We start from the raw sequence: 16,201 nt of genomic DNA on the forward strand, positions 1-16,201 counted from the left end.
CCCCATGACCACCCTCACCGCCCCGCAGGCCGACCTCGACGCCCTCCGCACCCCGGCCGCCGCGGCCGCCCACCGCGTCGCCGGCGAGCGCCCCGCCGCCGCGGCCGACGCCACCCCCGCGCTGTCCGTGCGCGACCTCGTGCTGGAGTACCCGGACGGCGAGCGCGGCGTGCTGCGCGCCCTGGACGAGGTGAGCCTGGACCTGCTCCCCGGCACGTTCACCGCGATGGTCGGCCCGTCCGGCTCGGGCAAGTCCTCCCTGCTGGCGGTGGCCGCGGGCCTGGTGACGCCCACCTCCGGCTGCGTGTCCGTGGCCGGCCGCGAGATGGCCGGGCTGTCCCGGAAGGAGCGCACCGCGCTGCGCGGCCAGGAGATCGGCATGATCTTCCAGCAGCCCAACCTCATCCCGTCCCTCACGGCGGCCGAGCAGCTGGAGCTGACCGTGCACCTGGACCGTGACGCCACCCGCGCCGACCGCAGGGCCGCCAAGGCGCGGGCCCTGGAGCTGCTCGAGCGTGTGGACCTGGCCGACCAGGCCGGCAAGCGCCCGCACCAGCTCTCGGGCGGTCAGCGGCAGCGCGTGAACATCGTGCGCGCGCTGATGGCCTCGCCGACGCTGCTGCTCGTGGACGAGCCCACCTCCGCGCTGGACCGCGAGCGCTCGGCCGCCGTCGTGGACCTGCTGGGCACGCTGACCCGCGAGGAGCAGGTGGCGACGCTCATGGTCACGCACGACCACGAGTTCCTCTCCGCCACGGACCGCACCCTGACCATGGTGGACGGGCGGCTCTCCGCGGAGTGAGCCGGTGATGCCGCCGGACCTGACCCGGCCCACCGGCCCCGGACGCCCGGCGCGTCCGGGGCCCTCGCTACCCTGGACCGCATGACCCACGCCACCGTCGCCCCCACGGGCGAGACCTTCGCCCTGTCCGATGCCGTCGAGCTCGTGGAGACCGTCCGCAACGGCTTCGTCGAGTCCCGCACGGCGGGCGCCGCCGTCGTGACCGGCCCCGACGGGCGGGTGCTGGCCGCCCTCGGCCCCGCAGACGCGCTGATCTACCCGCGCTCCACGCTGAAGCCGTTCCAGGCCATCGCGTCGCTGCGCCACGGGGCGGCGCTGGAGGGCGAGGCCCTGTCCATCGCGTGCGGCTCGCACCGGGGCACGCTCCGGCACCAGGCGCTGGCCGAGCGCATGCTCGCGGACGCCGGCCTCGACGCGTCCGCCCTGCAGTGCCCGCCGGCCTGGCCCGCGGACACCTCCGAGGTGGTCGCCCAGGTCCGCCGCGACGGCGAGGCCGCCGCCGCCACCCCGCTGGCCTTCAACTGCTCCGGCAAGCACGCCGGCTTCCTCGCGGCCTGCGCGGCGTCCGGGCACGACGTCGCCACGTACCTCGACCCGGCGCACCCGCTGCAGCGCGAGGTGGACGCGGTGATCGCCGAGTACTGCGGCGAGCCGGTGGCCCACACCGGTGTGGACGGCTGTGGCGCCCCGGCCGCCGTCATCTCGCTGGCGGGCCTGGCCCGCGGCATCGGGCGGGTCGCCGCGGCGCCCGGCCGCGCCGACGCGGATCCGCACGCGGCCGCCGTCGCCACGGCGATGCTCGAGCACCCGTGGGCCGTCCACGGGGAGACGAGCTCCAACACCGTGGTGATGCGCGAGCTCGGCCTGCTCGCCAAGGTGGGCGCGGACGGCGTCCTCGTCATGGCCGCGCCGGACGGCACGGCCGTGGCCGTCAAGGCGCTCGACGGCGGCACGCGGGCCGGCGACCTGGTCGCGCTCGCGCTGCTGGCCCGGTTCGCCCCGGACCACGTGGACCGGGCGACGCTGCCGGGCGTGCTGGCCGCCGTCGTGCCCCCGGTGCTCGGCCGGGGCGAGCCGGTCGGCGAGATCCGCCTGGCCGCGCCGGTGCGGGACCTCGTGGGGGACGTCCTGCCGGCCTTCGAGGCGCGGGCGTGACCACCGGCTCCGTCCCGCGCCGCCGGGTGCCTGTCGTCGAGGGCCACGCGGCGCTGCTGGCGTGGGCACGCGCCCACGAGGAGGACCCCGCGGCGGCCGCCGCGCTGCCGCGCCCCACGCGGGCGACGGCGGTGCGCTTCGCGCTCGAGGAGCTGGCGACCCGCGTGCCCGGGAACTCGGTGGAGGTGCGCGTGCCGCCCTTCGGCGTCGCCCAGTGCCTCCCCGGGCCCCGGCACACACGCGGCACCCCGCCGAACGTCGTGGAGATGGACGCCGTGACATGGCTGTCCCTGGCGACGGGACTGACGTCCTGGGAAGAGGCGACGGCGGCCGGCGGCGTGCGCGCCTCGGGCGTGCGGGCCGACCTCGGCGCGCACCTGCCGCTCGTGCGGCCGTGAGCGAGAGGTGTCCGGCAGTCCTCTCGGCGACACCGACCGTTCGAACGTCGGCACCGTTCCTCGTCGCGGGATGCAGCTCTGCCGATCCCGCCGCGGGCACCCGGGACTGGCCCCAGCGGCCGACTCGATAGACTGGCGCGCATGACCTCCGCCCCCGAGCCGACCCCCGATCAGCGCGCCTACACCGTCCGTCGCGCCCCGCGGCTGACCGCGGTGCTCGCGGTGGCGCTCGCGCTCGGCCTGCTGATCGCCCTCGTGATCACCACCGCGGTCCATGCCTCCCCCACCCCGCCCGCGGACCCGTACTCCGGCATCCCGCTCTCCTTCTCGGAGACGTTCGGCTTCGCATCGCTGCTGAGCATGCTCGGCACGAGCGTGCTCGGACTGCTCGTGTGGCTGCTGCTGGACCGCCGCTCCCGGTCGACCGCGCGCACCGTGGTCCTCGAGCGCACCGACGACCCGGCCATGGCGGACGTCCGCCTGGACCTGTCTCTTATACACCTCGCCCGCGCCACCCCCACCGAAAGGACCCCCGAGCAGTGATCGCACCGCGCACCCGACGAGGCGACGGCCGCCTGACCGCCGCCCTCGACCCCCAGGACCAGGGGCCGCAGGACGAATGCGGCGTGTTCGGCGTGTGGGCGCCGGGAGAGGAGGTCGCGAAGCTGGCCTACTACGGCCTGTACGCCCTCCAGCACCGCGGCCAGGAGTCCGCGGGCATCGCCGTCTCGGACGGCGGGCGCATCGCCGTCTACAAGGACATCGGCCTGGTCTCCCAGGTGTTCGACGAGGCCACCCTGACCGCGCTGAGCGGCCACATCGCCGTCGGCCACTGCCGCTACTCCACCACCGGCGTGAACAAGTGGGCCAACGCCCAGCCCACCCTGGGCGCCACCGCCGACGACGGCACGGTCGCCCTGGCGCACAACGGCAACCTCGTGAACTCCGCGGAGCTGCTGCGCATGGTGCACGCCGCGGACGGCCGCCACACCCACGGTGAGATGAAGCAGGGCAACACCACGGACACCGCTCTGGTCACGGCCCTGCTGCACGGGGCCCCCGGGGACCGCCTCGAGGAGACCGCCCTCGAGCTGCTGCCGAAGATCCGCGGCGCCTACTGCTTCGTGTTCATGGACGAGCACACCCTCTACGCCGCCCGCGACCCGCAGGGTGTGCGCCCGCTCGTGCTCGGCCGCCTCGAGCGGGGCTGGGTGGTGGCCTCCGAGCAGTCGGCCCTCGCCACCGTCGGCGCCTCCTTCATTCGGGAGGTCGAGCCCGGCGAGATGATCGCGATCGACGAGGAGGGCATCCGCTCCACCCGCTTCGCCGAGTCCAAGCCGGCCGGCTGCGTGTTCGAGTACGTCTACCTCGCCCGGCCGGACGCCACGATCGCCGGGCGCTCCGTGTACGAGTCCCGCGTGGAGATGGGCCGCCGCCTCGCGCTCGAGCAGCCGGTCGAGGCCGACGTCGTGATCCCCGTGCCCGAGTCCGGCACGCCCGCCGCCGTGGGCTACGCGGACGCCTCGGGCCTGCCGTTCCGCCAGGGGTTCGTGAAGAACGCGTACGTGGGCCGCACCTTCATCCAGCCGTCCCAGACGCTGCGCCAGCTCGGCATCCGCCTCAAGCTCAACGTCGAGTCCACCGTGGTGGCCGGCAAGCGCGTCGTGGTGGTGGACGACTCGATCGTGCGGGGCAACACCCAGCGCGCCGTCGTGCGGATGCTCAAGGAGGCCGGCGCTGCCGAAGTGCACGTGAAGATCTCCTCCCCTCCCGTGAAGTGGCCCTGCTTCTACGGCATCGACTTCGCCACCCGCGCCGAGCTCATCGCCAACGGAGCCGCGGTGGACCAGATCGCCGCATCCATCGGCGCCGACTCGCTGGCCTACATCAGCGAGGAGGGCATGATCGAGGCCACCGGGCAGCCGCGCGAGCGCCTGTGCACCGCCTGCTTCACCGGTGACTACCCGATCCCGCTGGCCGACGAGGGCGAGCGCGGCAAGGGCCTGCTGGAGCCGGTCGCCGTGTCGCCCGCGTCCACCGTGGTGCTGGACGTGGACGGCGAGACCACCACCGTGACCGCCACGGGCTGCGAGCCCGGCCCGGACGCCGACGACGAGAAGCTGCTCACCGAGACGGACAGGACCCCGCTGTGACCCCGAACCAGACCCCCTCCTCCGCCGCCCCGATCACCTACGCCTCGGCCGGCGTCGACGTGGAGGCCGGCGACCGCGCCGTCGAGCTGATGAAGGACGCCGTGAAGGCCACCCACACCCCCGAGGTCATGGGCGGCATCGGCGGCTTCGCCGGCATGTGGGACGCCTCCGCGCTGCTGCAGTACCGCAAGCCGCTGCTGACCACGTCCACGGACGGCGTCGGCACCAAGGTGGCGATCGCACAGGCGATGGACAAGCACGACACCATCGGCCAGGACCTCGTGGGCATGGTCGTGGACGACATCGTGGTGGTCGGCGCCCAGCCCCTGTTCATGACCGACTACATCGCGTGCGGCAAGGTCGTGCCCGAGCGCATCGCGGACATCGTGCGCGGCGTGGCCGAGGGCTGCCGCCTGGCCGACACCGCGCTCGTGGGCGGCGAGACCGCCGAGCACCCGGGCCTGCTGGCCGCGGAAGAGTACGACGTGGCGGGCGCGGCCACCGGCGTGGTCGAGGCGGACATGGTCCTGGGCGCGGAGCGGGTGCAGTCCGGCGACGTCGTGATCGGCATGGCCTCCTCCGGCATCCACTCGAACGGCTACTCGCTCGTGCGCCGCGTGGTGAACGCCGCGGGCTGGTCCCTCGACCGCGAGGTCACCGAGCTCGGCTGCACCCTCGGCGAGGAGCTGCTCGTGCCGACCCGCATCTACTCCCGCGCCTGCCTCGACCTGGTGCAGCGCCTCAACGGCCACGACGGCGGCTCGGACCTGCCGGTGCGCGCGTTCAGCCACGTGACCGGCGGCGGCCTGGCCGCGAACCTGGCACGCGTGCTCCCGCAGGGCCTCATGGCGACCGTCGAGCGCGACACCTGGTCCCTGCCGCCCGTGTTCCGCCTGGTGGGCGAGCTCGGCCGCGTTCCGCAGTCCGACCTCGAGCGCACCCTCAACCTCGGCGTGGGCATGGTGGCCGTGGTGGACCCGGAGGTGGCCGCGAAGTCGATCTCCGTGCTCGTGGACGCCGGCATCGACGCGTGGGAGATGGGCACCATCGGCGCCCTCACCGACGACGCGGCGGCCGCGGGCCTGGACTTCGTGCATGGCGCCAAGGGCGTCGACGGCGGCGCCGTGCTGATGCGCGGCCAGTACGCCGCCTGACCCCCCGGGGGCGTTTTCGTTCGGGAAACGGCGGCCTCCGGGGTGTTTTCGTTCGGGAAACGGCGGTTCACGACGCGAACACCCGCCCGCCGAGCCGGGCCCGGTGCGTCTGCACCTCGGCGACGACGCGCCGGAAGTCGTCCCGTGCGTCGTCCACCGTGGCCCAGATCTGCGTCCAGCCCGCGCGCGCCCATCCCTCGTCTCGCCACGAGTCCACCGCGAGCTGTGCCGGGTCGAGGTGGTGACCGCCGTCGTAGTGGACCACCAAGCGCCACTGCCGCCACCCCAGATCCGCGTCCGGTGACCGGGCCCGGCCCGGGTGCAGCACCAGCTGGAGCTCCGGCTCGGGCAGGCCGGCGTGGAGCAGGGCCAGTCGCAGGGCTGTCTCCTGCGGGGAATCCGCGCCCACCCGCACCAGCTCGAGTGCGGCACGGGCGGTGCGCACTCCCTTGAACCGTCCGGCACGCAGGAGCGCGGACCGCAGGGCCGCCGTCGTGGTCCGTGGTGAGCGACGCCCCTCCGGCGACCACGGCCGATGGATGAGGGCGTCCCCGGCCGCCACGACGGGCTCGAGCATGCCTGGACGAAGCAGCGCGGCCAGATCCGCCCAGGATCGCTCCAGGCTCGTCAGGCGGATCCCGTGGAGGGCTGTGACGTCCGCGGCCGGGACGAGGCGGGCATGCGAGGTGATCTCCGGTCGGACGCTCGCCCCGCGCGGGTGCGGCCGGGACACGTGCACCGTGCCGTCCTCCGCCAGGAACGGCGGCAGCGGCACGCGGTGCAGGAGCAGCGCCGTGAGGTGGGAGGCCACTCCCCCGCTCGCCTCCACGATCGCGGCCGTCTCCTCCGGCGCGAAGGGAGCGGGGGCCTCGACGTAGCCGAGATCCGCCCACGAGCCGAGGTGGTCAGACCGGAGCCGATGGACCCCATGCGTCACGCGCCGCACGTCACCGCCGCGGACCAGTCGCTCCGAAACCCCGGCCGCGCGCAGGTCGCCACGGGTGAACGGCCGGCCGGCCTCGGCGATGTCCGATAGGGGCAGGGAAGACGTGACCATGCCCGTGACGATGGCTCAACCCGGCCGACCCCGGCCGCGCGGGAGCACCCACCGTGGACGAGGACGTCGGCGGCGCCGCCTGTGCAGGAGTCGTGCGTGGCCCCGGGCCACCCGGTGTCCACACCCCCGGCGCCCGCCATTTCCCGCACGAAAACGCCCCGGCGTCCGCCGTTTCCCGCACGAAAACGTGGGTGGGGGTCAGAGGCGGGCGTCGAGCCAGGCCAGCGCGTCGGCGACCGGGGCGCGCCAGCGCCAGCGGGCCTTGGGGTCGGCGCGGGTGGGGCCGAGGTTGATCAGCCCCGTCGCATGCCCGGCCCGCTCGGCCCGCAGCACGAACCGGTAGCCGCTCATCACGGCCAGCGAGGTGCCGACGGCGAGCACCGTGCCGCCGTCGTCGGCCATCGCCTCCGCGGCCGCGCGCCGCGCCGCGGGCACGGACTCGCCGAAGTACACGACGTCCGGCTTGAGCTTCACGGAGCCGCACACCCGGCAGCCGGCCATCGTGAACTCCTCCACCCAGTGCTGGTCGAGGGAGACGTCCCCGTCGGGGTTCACGGCGTCCGGGTCGATCGCCACGCGCTCGAGGTAGCCCGGATTGGCGGCCTCGAGCCGCAGGTCCAGGTCACGGCGGGACTCGGTGGCCCCGCAGTTCAGGCAGGCCACGCGCGCCAGGTCCCCGTGGAGCTCGATCAGCCGGTCCTCCGGCATCCCCGCCGCGCGTCCGGCCTCGGCGTGCAGCCCGTCCACGTTCTGGGTCAGGACGCCGGCGATCCGCCCCTCGGCCGCCCAGCGCGCGAGGATGCGGTGCGCCTCGTTCGGCCGGGCCTGGTCCATGCGACGCCAGCCCACGAACGAGCGTGCCCAGTAGCGGTGGCGGGCGGCCGGGTCGTCCCGGAACTCCTGGTACGTCATCGGCCGGTGGCGGTGCAGGGACCCGTTCGGCCCCCGGTAGTCCGGGATGCCGGAGTCCGTGGACACGCCGGCCCCGGTGATCACGAGCGGGCGGGACTCCTCCATCAGACGCAGCAGACCCCGAGACGCCGTCTCGGGGTCCTGCAGCGGTGCTGTCTCATCCACCACCCTGGCGATCGACCGCAGGGCGGCCTGATGCCCGTCCAGGGCCGGATGCCGTGCGGGCGTCATCGCGCCCGCGCGTCGTCGTCCTCGTCCTCCGCGTAGAGGTCCGCGTACGGATCCTCGTACTCGGGCTCCTGGTCCTGCTCCGGGCCGCGCGTGCGTCCGCCCGTGAGCTCTCGCTCCAGTGCCGAGAGGTCTGTTCCGGGAGAGAAGTACTTCATCTCCCGTGCCTGCTTCGTGGCCTTCGCCTTCTGACGGCCGCGCCCCATGAGCGTGACCCCCTTCGCATCTCTCGCCGCCTCGGATCTTTGGCGCACAGGGGCCCGCCGAGGTCTTCACTGGTCAATATGGTTCGTGCGGACAAGGATACATGACCCGCCGGACGGCCTGTGGACGACGACGACCGGCCCGGTCCGGCGGGGCGTGCAGTGGCGCCGGGTGCGGCGCGGGCGGCCGCGACACGCGCGGCATCCGGCTGGACGGGCGTGACACGCACCCTGTACGGACGCTGGACGAGCGGCTAGGTTGCGTACGTCACATCCGCCCCGACGATGAGGATGCCCATGCGCCTGTCTCTTATACACCTCTGACGCTGCCGACGAGTCCTCCCCGGCCGCCCCGGCGAAGGCCACCGCAGCCACCGCGCAGACCGCCGACCGGGGCCTGGGCCCCGGCCAGAACCGTGCCGGCGGCAACCCGAACTCACCGGAGAAGCTGGTCCGATCCATCTCCTCGGACCACCTCCGCCAGGACATCGAGGCGTTCGCGGCCATCGCGGACGAGCACGGCAACCGCGCCGCGGGCACGCCGGGCTTCCAGGCCTCGCTCGACTACGCCGTGGGCGAGCTCGAGGAGGCCGGCTACGACGTCGAGCTCCAGGAGTTCGAGATCACCTACACCGAGACCCTGCGGGACCGGCTTCAGCAAACCGGACCCGTCCAGCGCGACCTCGAGCACACCGTCTTCACGTCCTCGCCGTCATCGCAGGTCACCGACGCCCCGCTCGCCGCCCCCGCCGGCGCCGCCACCGGCTGCGCCGACGCGGACTGGGCCGACGCGGACCTGACCGGCAGCGTCGCCCTGGTCTCCCGGGGCGACTGCACCTTCGCCCAGAAGTCCCAGGTCGCGGCCGCCTCCGGTGCCGAGGCCGTCATCATCTACAACAACGCCGAGGGCGCGCTGAACGGCACCCTGGGCGCCGCGCCGGGCGACGTCGTCGGGACCGTGGGCGTGACCCGCGAGCTGGGCGCCGATCTGCTGGCCCAGACCCGCGCCGGCGGCGCCACCGTCACCCTGGACCTCGAGCAGCTTGTGGAGCAGCGGCCCACCTGGAACGTGCTGGCGGAGACGCGCACGGGCAGCGACGACGACGTCGTGATGCTCGGCGCCCACCTGGACGGCGTGCCGGAGGGCCCGGGCATCCACGACAACGCCTCGGGCGTCGCGGCGACCCTCGAGGTCGCGCGCCAGGCCGCCAAGGCCAACAAGGCCGAGAGCAAGGTCCGCTTCGCCCTGTGGGGCGCCGAGGAGATCGGCCTGCTGGGCTCGCACCACTACGTGGACACCCTGACCGCCGCGGAGCGTGAGGACATCATCCTCTACACCAACCTGGACATGGTGGCCCCGCTGGACCACCAGAACACGCTCGGCGTGCTCACGGCCGACTGGTCGATCGGTGCTGAGTCCCTGCTCGGCGCGCAGCTCGACCGCGACGGCCACACGCACCAGCCCGAGGGCAGCAACGGCCGCTCGGACTACGCGCCGTTCGTGGACGCGGGCATCGCCTCGACGGGCCTGCTCTCGATCCGCGACGACAACTACCACACGCCCCAGGACGACATCGACAACGTCTCCATCACCACGCTGACCCACACGGCCCGCGCGGTGGCGAACCTGATCGGCACCCTCCAGCAGGACGCCGACGCCCTCGGCACCCGCTGACCCGAGGCGTCCGCCCGTCTCGCAGATGCCGTCGGGGGCGGTTTCGGGTGGTATCCAGGCCGGATACCACCCGAAACCGCCCCCGACGCGCCAGAGGGAGGAGGAACACGGTCCGTCGGTCCCGGCGTCAGCCCTTCCGGGTCACGGTGAGGCCGTTCTCGCCCTCGACACGGTCCACGACCACGGTGTCCCCGTCCGCGATCTCCCCGGCGAGGATGCCGCGGGCCAGGCGGTCGCCGATCTCGCGCTGCACCAGGCGGCGCAGGGGCCGGGCGCCGTAGGCCGGGTCGAACCCGGTCGCGGCGAGCCACGCCTTGGCGGCGTCGGACACCTCGAGGGTGAGGCGGCGGTCCGTCAGGCGCGCCTGCAGGGACTCGACCTGCAGGTCCACGATCCGCGTCAGCTCGGCCACGGTGAGCGCGTCGAACTGCACGATCTCGTCCAGGCGGTTGAGGAACTCGGGCTTGAACGCCCCGCGCACCACGGACATCACGGACTCGCGCTTGGCGGCCTCGTCCAGGGTCGGGTCCACGAGGAACTGCGAGCCCAGGTTCGAGGTGAGGATCAGGATCACGTTGCGGAAGTCCACGGTGCGGCCCTGGCCGTCGGTGAGGCGGCCGTCGTCGAGCACCTGGAGCAGGATGTCGAAGACCTCGGGGTGGGCCTTCTCCACCTCGTCCAGCAGCACCACCGAGTACGGGCGACGCCGCACGGCCTCCGTGAGCTGGCCGCCCTCGTCGTAGCCGACGTAGCCCGGAGGGGCGCCGACCAGGCGGGAGACGGAGTGCTTCTCCGCGTACTCGGACATGTCGATCCGCACCATGGCGCGCTCGTCGTCGAAGAGGAACTCCGCGAGCGCCTTGGCCAGCTCGGTCTTGCCCACGCCCGTGGGGCCCAGGAACAGGAACGAGCCCGTGGGCCGGTTCGGGTCCGCGATGCCGGCCCGCGAGCGGCGCACCGCGTCCGCGACGGCGACGACGGCGTCCCGCTGCCCGATCAGCCGCTCGCCGAGGTGCTCCTCCATGGTGAGCAGCTTCTCGGACTCGGCGGTGAGCATGCGCCCGGCGGGGATGCCGGTCCAGGCGGAGACCACCTCGGCGATGTCGTCCGCCGTGACCTCCTCGGAGACCATCGGCTCGGTGGCCGAGCGGTCGGCCTCGCGGGCGGTGCGGTCCGCCTCCTCGAGCTGCTTCTCCAGCGCGGGGATCTCGCCGTACAGCAGGCGGGAGGCCTCGGCGAGGTCGCCGTCGCGCTGGGCCTTCTCGGCCAGCGAGCGCAGCTCGTCCACCTTGGCGCGCAGGTCACCGGCCTCGTTGAGGGTGGCCTTCTCCGCGTCCCAGCGGGCGGTGAGGGCGGTGAGCTCCTCCTCGCGGTCCGCCTTCTCGGCGCGCAGGGCCTCGAGCCGCTCGATGGACGCGGGGTCCGTCTCGCCCTCGAGGGCGAGCTCCTCCATGGTCAGGCGGTCCACCTGGCGGCGCAGGACGTCGATCTCCTCCGGGGCGGAGTCGATCTCCATGCGCAGGCGTGAGGCGGCCTCGTCCACGAGGTCGATGGCCTTGTCCGGCAGCTGGCGGCCGGTGATGTACCGGTGGGACAGCGTGGCCGCGGCCACGAGCGCGGAGTCGGCGATGGCCACCTTGTGGTGGGCCTCGTAGCGCTCCTTGAGCCCGCGCAGGATGGCGATCGTGTCGTCCACGCTGGGCTCGCCCACGAAGACCTGCTGGAAGCGGCGCTCCAGGGCGGGGTCCTTCTCGATGTTCTCGCGGTACTCGTCCAAGGTGGTCGCGCCGATCAGGCGCAGCTCGCCGCGGGCCAGCATGGGCTTGAGCATGTTGCCCGCGTCCATGGCGCCCTCGGACGCGCCCGCACCCACGACGGTGTGGATCTCGTCGATGAACGTGACGACCTGCCCCTCGGCGGCCTTGATCTCCTCGAGGACGGCCTTCAGGCGCTCCTCGAACTCGCCGCGGTACTTGGCGCCGGCGACCATGGCGCCCAGGTCCAGGCTGATCAGCGTCTTGCCGCGCAGGGACTCGGGGACGTCCCCGGCCACCATCCGCTGGGCCAGGCCCTCGACGACGGCGGTCTTGCCGACGCCGGGCTCGCCGATGAGCACGGGGTTGTTCTTAGTGCGGCGCGAGAGCACCTGCACCACACGGCGGATCTCCGCGTCGCGGCCGATCACCGGGTCGAGCTTGCCGGAGCGGGCGATCTCGGTGAGGTCCGTGCCGTACTTCTCCAGGGACTGGAAGGTGGTCTCCGGGTCCTGGGTGGTGACGCGGGAGTCGCCGCGCACCAGGGTCAGGGCGGCGGCGAGCGCCTCGAGGCTCGCCCCGTTCGAGCGCAGTGCCTCACCGGCCTCGCCGGAGTCCGCTGCCACGCCGAGCAGCAGGTGCTCGGTGGAGACGAACTCGTCCGAGCGCTGCTCGGCCTGGGTGCGCGCGTTCTGCACGACCTGCAGGGCGGCGCGCGAGAACTGGGGCTGGGCCACCGTGCTGCCCTGGGTGGAGGGCAGGCGTCGGATGGCCGAGGAGGCCGCCGTGGAGACGGCGTCGGGGTCGGCCCCGGCGGCCTTGAGGACGGCCACGGCGACGGACTCCCGCTGGTCCATCAGGGCCTTCAGCAGGTGGGCCGGCTCGACCTGGGGGTTGCCGGCGGTGGAGGCGTTCATGGCCGCGGCCGAGAGCGCCTCCTGGCTCTTGGTGGTGAACTTGGCATCCATGGGCTACTGGCTCCTTCTCTCCCGTGTCCCGGGGTGTCGGACAACCGTCGACCGCGGGCCGTTCCCGCCGCAGACGAAGTTGAGTCTATATAGCTCAACCCTCCACGCACCAGGGCTATTCCCCCTCGCGCCGGTACGTTGGTGCCATGGCCGGCTCCCGAGCGGCGCCCCGGCGCCTCCGCACGTACACCCGACCGCGGGTGTCCCTGCTGTACGTCCTGCGCCGCACCCTGCACCGGCTCCTCGAGCTGCAGGTCTGGGACGTGGCCGCGGCCATGACCTTCTTCGGGGCGCTGTCCCTGCTGCCCACCGTCGTCGCCCTGCTCTCCGTGGTCTCGCTGCTGGGCGTCGAGGAGGAGACCGTGGACGCCGCGGCCCACCTGGCCGCCGAGGTCTGGCCGTCGCTGACGCCCGACGTCGTCCGCGAATGGATCCTGACCCTCGGCTCGGCCGGGCCCGGCACCGGCGCCGTCGTCCTCGGGGCCGTCGGCACCGTGGTGTCCGCTTCGGGCGCCGTCGGCGCGTTCCACCGGGCCATGCACCGCATCCACGACACCCGCGAGGGCCGGCCCTTCCTCCACTTCCGCCTCGTGGTCTTCGTCGAGACGCTCGCCCTCATGCTCGGCGCCGTGCTGATCACGATCCTGGTGGTCGTCGGCGGCGACCTCTCCCTGCGCCTCGGCCAGGCCGTCGGCCTGCCGGAGGAGACGGTCCAGACGTGGAACGTGGTGAAGTGGCCGGTCATCCTCGTGGTGATCGCCCTGATCGTGACCCTCGCCTACCGCCTGGGGCCCAACGTCCGGCAGCCCCGCTACCGCCCGCTCTCGCTCGGCGCCGTGGCCGTGGTGGTCCTGCTCTTCGGCGCCACCGTGGCCCTGGGCTGGATCACGGACCGGTTCGGCCAGTTCGCCGTGGTCGGGCGGATCAACTCCGCGATCGGCGTGCTCGCCCTCGCGTGGGTGGCGTGCATCGTGCTGCTGGCCGGGGCCGCCTTCGACGCGGAGGTGCTGCGTGCCCGCCAGCTGGCCGTCGGCATCGACGCCTCCGTCGAGATCCAGCTGGCGACGCGGCACACCGCGGTGCTCGAGGCCTCCGAACGGTACGAGGCCCGCAACCGCCGCCTGGCCCGGCTCGTGGCCGACGCCGTGCGCGCCGGCGAGGACCTCACGATCGAGGCCACACCCCTGCTCTCCGAGGAGGGGCGCCTCCTCGCGGTCGAGTCGGGGCGGCGGGACCCGGAGGACGTCAGCTCGGGCAGCCCGTTCCACGCGGACCCGGTGTCCGACGATGGCGCCCGCCTCGAGCCGACGTCCCGGCCCGACGACTGACAGGTCAGCGCTCCCGGGCCTCGAACGCCTCGACCTGGGCACGCAGCGTCTCGGCCGCGATCTCCTCGTCGAGGCCCACCATGCCGAGGTACACGAGCTCGTCCCCGTCCGTGACGCCGCCGACGGTCATGGTGAACAGGGCCGTGTCCATGCCCGAGTTCCCCAGAGCGATGTGGACCGCGTCCGGCACGCCGGGCACCTTCGTGAAGGCCGCCTGGACGCCGTCCGGGTCGCCGAACGTGCCGCACGTGTCGGCCAGCTTGCCGAAGGGCGCCAGCAGATCGGTGCCGTCGTCGGTGACCGCGACCATGCCGAACGCCCCGGCCTGGGAACCGGCCAGGCCGGTGACGGCGGCCGGGTCCACCTCGTACTGGGCCAGCGCACCGCCGAGCCCGGGCGCCTGCTGCGTGTTGATCTGCTCGATGAGGTCCGCGCAGGCGCCCGTGGGGGTGACGCCCGTCAGGCTCAGGCTGGTGCTGATCGGCTCGCCGCCGCCGGCCTGGGTCTCCATGCCCGTGAACACGCCGCCGGGCGCGGTCTCCGGGGTGAGCAGGACGTCCTCGAGCGCCTCCACGCGCTCCTCCTGCTCGTCCGTGAGGTCCGAGCCGGCCCCCGTCGGGGCGGACTCGGACGCGTCGGCCGAGGAGGACGAGGCCTCGCCGCCTCCCCCGCCGCAGCCGACGAGCGCGAGGGCGCCCACGGCGAGCAGGGACAGGGCGACGGCGGGGGAGGCGGCCCTCCCGACGGCGACACAGAAGGCCCTCCATGACCCGCATCCACTCCCGCCTCCTCGGCACCGTGGGGCTCACCGCGTCGGCGGCGCTGCTCACCGGCTGCGCCGTCCTCGGCGGCGACGCCGGATCCGCCGGCATCGTGTCCGACGACGACCTGAGCACCTCGTACGGCCTCGTCCAGCCCGGCGTCCTGACGGTCTGTTCCGACGTCCCCTACCCGCCCTTCGAGTTCGAGGAGAACGGTGAGCTGACCGGCTACGACATCCAGCTGGTCGAGGCGGTGGCGGAGAAGCTGGGCCTCGGGGTGAACGTGATCGACTCCTCCTTCGAGGCCATCGAGTCGGGTGCCTCGCTCACCGGCTGCGACGTGAACGCCTCGTCGATCTCCATCACCGAGGCCCGTCAGCGCGTCATGGCCTTCACCCTCCCCTACCTCGACGACGACCTCGTCCTGGTCGCGAAGAAGGGCTCCGGCATCACCGACGTCGACTCCGCGAAGGGCCGCCGGATCGGCGTGCAGGCCGCGACCACCGGCGACGAATACGCCCAGCAGAACGGCCTGAGCCCCGTGCAGTTCGAGGACGGCGGCATGCAGGTCCAGGCCCTGCAGGCCGGCACCGTGGACGCCGCCCTGGGCAACCAGTCCGTGTTGCTCTACTCCCTCAAGGACGACGATCGCTTCGAGGTGGTCGAGTCGCTGCCCACGGGCGAGCAGCTCGGCATGGCGGTCGGCCCGCAGAAGGCGCAGCTCGGCTCCGCCGTGAACCGCGCGCTGCAGGAGCTGCGCAACGACGGCACCGTGGCCGAGCTCCAGGAGCGCTGGTTCGGTCAGGCACAGGAGGACTACCGATGAGCACGCAGGCCCCCGTCTCGCCGGCACCGGCCATGAAGCCCGGCCGCGCGCGCCGCCGTCGTCGGCTGTCCCTGATCATCCAGGCGGCCGTCTTCGTCCTCGCCCTCGTCGTCCTGGCCGTCCTCATCGACTGGGGCGCGCTCGCCGAGAACGTCCTGAACTTCCCCGCCGTGGCCCCGATGTTCCCCAACGTGATCCTCGTGGGGCTGGGCAACACGCTGTTCTACACGGTCACCTCGTTCGTCGTCGGCCTGCTGGGCGGCATCGTGCTCGCGCTCATGCGCCTGAGCTCGTTCGGCCCGTACCGGTGGCTGGCCACCGCCTACGTGGAGTTCTTCCGCGGCGTCCCCGCGCTGCTGGTGTTCCTCGCCTTCGGCTACGGGGTGCCCTTCGCGTTCGGGGTGTCCTGGCCGATCCCCGTCGTCGTGATGGTGGCCCTGGGCATGGTCTCGGCCGCGTACATCGCCGAGACCCTGCGTGCCGGCCTGCAGGCGGTGCCCCACGGCCAGATGGAGGCGGCCCGGTCCCTCGGCATGCCGACGTGGCGGGCCATGGTCACCATCGTGATCCCCCAGGCGTTCCGCATCGTGCTGCCGCCGCTCACCAATGAGGTCATCCTCCTGACCAAGGACTCCTCGCTGGTCTACGTGCTCGGCCTGGCCGCGCACGAGTACGAGCTCACCAAGTTCGGTCGCGACGGCATCTCCGCCCTCGACGCCGGCATGACGCCGATCCTTGTGGCCGGCCTGTTCTACCTCGTGATCACCGTGCCGCTGTCCCTGTTGGCCCGCCGGTTCGAGGCCCGTTCGACCAAGAAGGGGCACTGA

At 73.4% G+C, this 16,201-nt stretch carries 15 protein-coding genes; 10 read left to right on the forward strand and 5 right to left on the reverse strand.

Translation table 11 applies throughout. The features are described from left to right. Window positions 1-4: 4 nt before the first annotated feature. The 6 genes from J1M39_RS07115 (at window position 5) to purM (ending at window position 5,662) form a co-directional block, all read left to right on the forward strand. The gene (locus J1M39_RS07115) at window positions 5-802 is read left to right on the forward strand and encodes an ABC transporter ATP-binding protein (protein WP_041103971.1); all 798 of its coding nucleotides are present in this window, start codon (window positions 5-7) and stop codon (window positions 800-802) included. Between the two features lie 81 nt (window positions 803-883). Next, window positions 884-1,957 (forward strand): asparaginase, encoded by a 1,074-nt coding sequence (locus tag J1M39_RS07120; RefSeq protein WP_036314255.1) that lies wholly within the window; start codon window positions 884-886, stop codon window positions 1,955-1,957. Then, complete coding sequence (locus J1M39_RS07125) at window positions 1,954-2,355, forward strand: sterol carrier family protein (protein WP_206496627.1); 402 nt, start codon at window positions 1,954-1,956, stop codon at window positions 2,353-2,355. Before J1M39_RS07120 ends, J1M39_RS07125 begins: the two co-directional genes overlap by 4 nt. Window positions 2,356-2,496: 141 nt before the next feature. Further along, window positions 2,497-2,898, forward strand: coding sequence for a hypothetical protein (locus tag J1M39_RS07130; protein ID WP_206496628.1), 402 nt, complete (start codon window positions 2,497-2,499; stop codon window positions 2,896-2,898). Further along, complete coding sequence (gene purF, locus J1M39_RS07135) at window positions 2,895-4,508, forward strand: amidophosphoribosyltransferase (protein WP_206496629.1); 1,614 nt, start codon at window positions 2,895-2,897, stop codon at window positions 4,506-4,508. The genes J1M39_RS07130 and purF overlap by 4 nt, the downstream gene beginning before the upstream one ends. Next, on the forward strand, window positions 4,505-5,662 hold the full coding sequence (gene purM / locus J1M39_RS07140; RefSeq protein WP_095347360.1) for a phosphoribosylformylglycinamidine cyclo-ligase: 1,158 nt from the start codon (window positions 4,505-4,507) through the stop codon (window positions 5,660-5,662). Before purF ends, purM begins: the two co-directional genes overlap by 4 nt. 67 nt (window positions 5,663-5,729) lie before the next feature. Here the strand turns inward: purM and J1M39_RS07145 are convergent, their stop codons facing one another. The 3 genes from J1M39_RS07145 to J1M39_RS07155 form a co-directional block, all read right to left on the reverse strand. Then, complete coding sequence (locus J1M39_RS07145; protein ID WP_073116715.1) at window positions 5,730-6,719, reverse strand: hypothetical protein; 990 nt, start codon at window positions 6,717-6,719, stop codon at window positions 5,730-5,732. Between the two features lie 198 nt (window positions 6,720-6,917). Beyond that, on the reverse strand, window positions 6,918-7,862 hold the full coding sequence (locus J1M39_RS07150; RefSeq protein WP_095353875.1) for a Sir2 family NAD-dependent protein deacetylase: 945 nt from the start codon (window positions 7,860-7,862) through the stop codon (window positions 6,918-6,920). Further along, window positions 7,859-8,065, reverse strand: coding sequence for a DUF3073 domain-containing protein (locus J1M39_RS07155; protein WP_036314242.1), 207 nt, complete (start codon window positions 8,063-8,065; stop codon window positions 7,859-7,861). Before J1M39_RS07155 ends, J1M39_RS07150 begins: the two co-directional genes overlap by 4 nt. 568 nt (window positions 8,066-8,633) lie before the next feature. Here J1M39_RS07155 and J1M39_RS07160 point away from each other — a divergent pair. Next, on the forward strand, window positions 8,634-9,737 hold the full coding sequence (locus J1M39_RS07160) for a M20/M25/M40 family metallo-hydrolase (RefSeq protein ID WP_342356388.1): 1,104 nt from the start codon (window positions 8,634-8,636) through the stop codon (window positions 9,735-9,737). Between the two features lie 127 nt (window positions 9,738-9,864). Here J1M39_RS07160 and clpB read toward each other — a convergent pair whose 3' ends face one another. Beyond that, a complete protein-coding gene (clpB, locus tag J1M39_RS07165) occupies window positions 9,865-12,459 on the reverse strand; it encodes an ATP-dependent chaperone ClpB (RefSeq protein WP_206496630.1) in 2,595 nt (864 codons plus the stop codon). Between the two features lie 146 nt (window positions 12,460-12,605). On the opposite strand from clpB, the gene J1M39_RS07170 reads away from it, so the two are divergent. Continuing rightward, entirely contained in the window at window positions 12,606-13,787 is a 1,182-nt protein-coding gene (locus tag J1M39_RS07170) for a YihY/virulence factor BrkB family protein (RefSeq protein ID WP_206496631.1), read from the forward strand. A gap of 4 nt (window positions 13,788-13,791) precedes the next feature. On the opposite strand, the gene J1M39_RS07175 is transcribed toward J1M39_RS07170, so the two are convergent. Continuing rightward, window positions 13,792-14,487, reverse strand: coding sequence for a hypothetical protein (locus J1M39_RS07175; protein ID WP_240739735.1), 696 nt, complete (start codon window positions 14,485-14,487; stop codon window positions 13,792-13,794). A gap of 65 nt (window positions 14,488-14,552) precedes the next feature. Between J1M39_RS07175 and J1M39_RS07180 the strand changes: the two genes are divergently transcribed. Next, window positions 14,553-15,374, forward strand: coding sequence for an ABC transporter substrate-binding protein (locus tag J1M39_RS07180; protein WP_036314235.1), 822 nt, complete (start codon window positions 14,553-14,555; stop codon window positions 15,372-15,374). Next, window positions 15,371-16,201 (forward strand): amino acid ABC transporter permease, encoded by an 831-nt coding sequence (locus J1M39_RS07185; protein WP_144819988.1) that lies wholly within the window; start codon window positions 15,371-15,373, stop codon window positions 16,199-16,201. Before J1M39_RS07180 ends, J1M39_RS07185 begins: the two co-directional genes overlap by 4 nt.

It is taken from the genome of Micrococcus sp. KRD077, assembly GCF_017168505.1.
In the GTDB taxonomy this organism is placed as follows: domain Bacteria; phylum Actinomycetota; class Actinomycetes; order Actinomycetales; family Micrococcaceae; genus Micrococcus; species Micrococcus luteus.

Bases quoted from the DNA above. Each gene is read 5' to 3' on its own strand.
- J1M39_RS07170 (WP_206496631.1), top strand. From the start codon at position 12,606: ATGGCCGGCTCCCGAGCGGCGCCCCGGCGCCTCCGCACGTACACCCGA.
- J1M39_RS07185 (WP_144819988.1), top strand. From the start codon at position 15,371: ATGAGCACGCAGGCCCCCGTCTCGCCGGCACCGGCCATGAAGCCCGGC.
- J1M39_RS07120 (WP_036314255.1), top strand. From the start codon at position 884: ATGACCCACGCCACCGTCGCCCCCACGGGCGAGACCTTCGCCCTGTCC.
- J1M39_RS07150 (WP_095353875.1), bottom strand. From the start codon at position 7,862: ATGACGCCCGCACGGCATCCGGCCCTGGACGGGCATCAGGCCGCCCTG.
- J1M39_RS07115 (WP_041103971.1), top strand. From the start codon at position 5: ATGACCACCCTCACCGCCCCGCAGGCCGACCTCGACGCCCTCCGCACC.
- clpB (WP_206496630.1), bottom strand. From the start codon at position 12,459: ATGGATGCCAAGTTCACCACCAAGAGCCAGGAGGCGCTCTCGGCCGCG.
- J1M39_RS07180 (WP_036314235.1), top strand. From the start codon at position 14,553: ATGACCCGCATCCACTCCCGCCTCCTCGGCACCGTGGGGCTCACCGCG.
- J1M39_RS07155 (WP_036314242.1), bottom strand. From the start codon at position 8,065: ATGGGGCGCGGCCGTCAGAAGGCGAAGGCCACGAAGCAGGCACGGGAG.
- J1M39_RS07145 (WP_073116715.1), bottom strand. From the start codon at position 6,719: ATGGTCACGTCTTCCCTGCCCCTATCGGACATCGCCGAGGCCGGCCGG.
- J1M39_RS07130 (WP_206496628.1), top strand. From the start codon at position 2,497: ATGACCTCCGCCCCCGAGCCGACCCCCGATCAGCGCGCCTACACCGTC.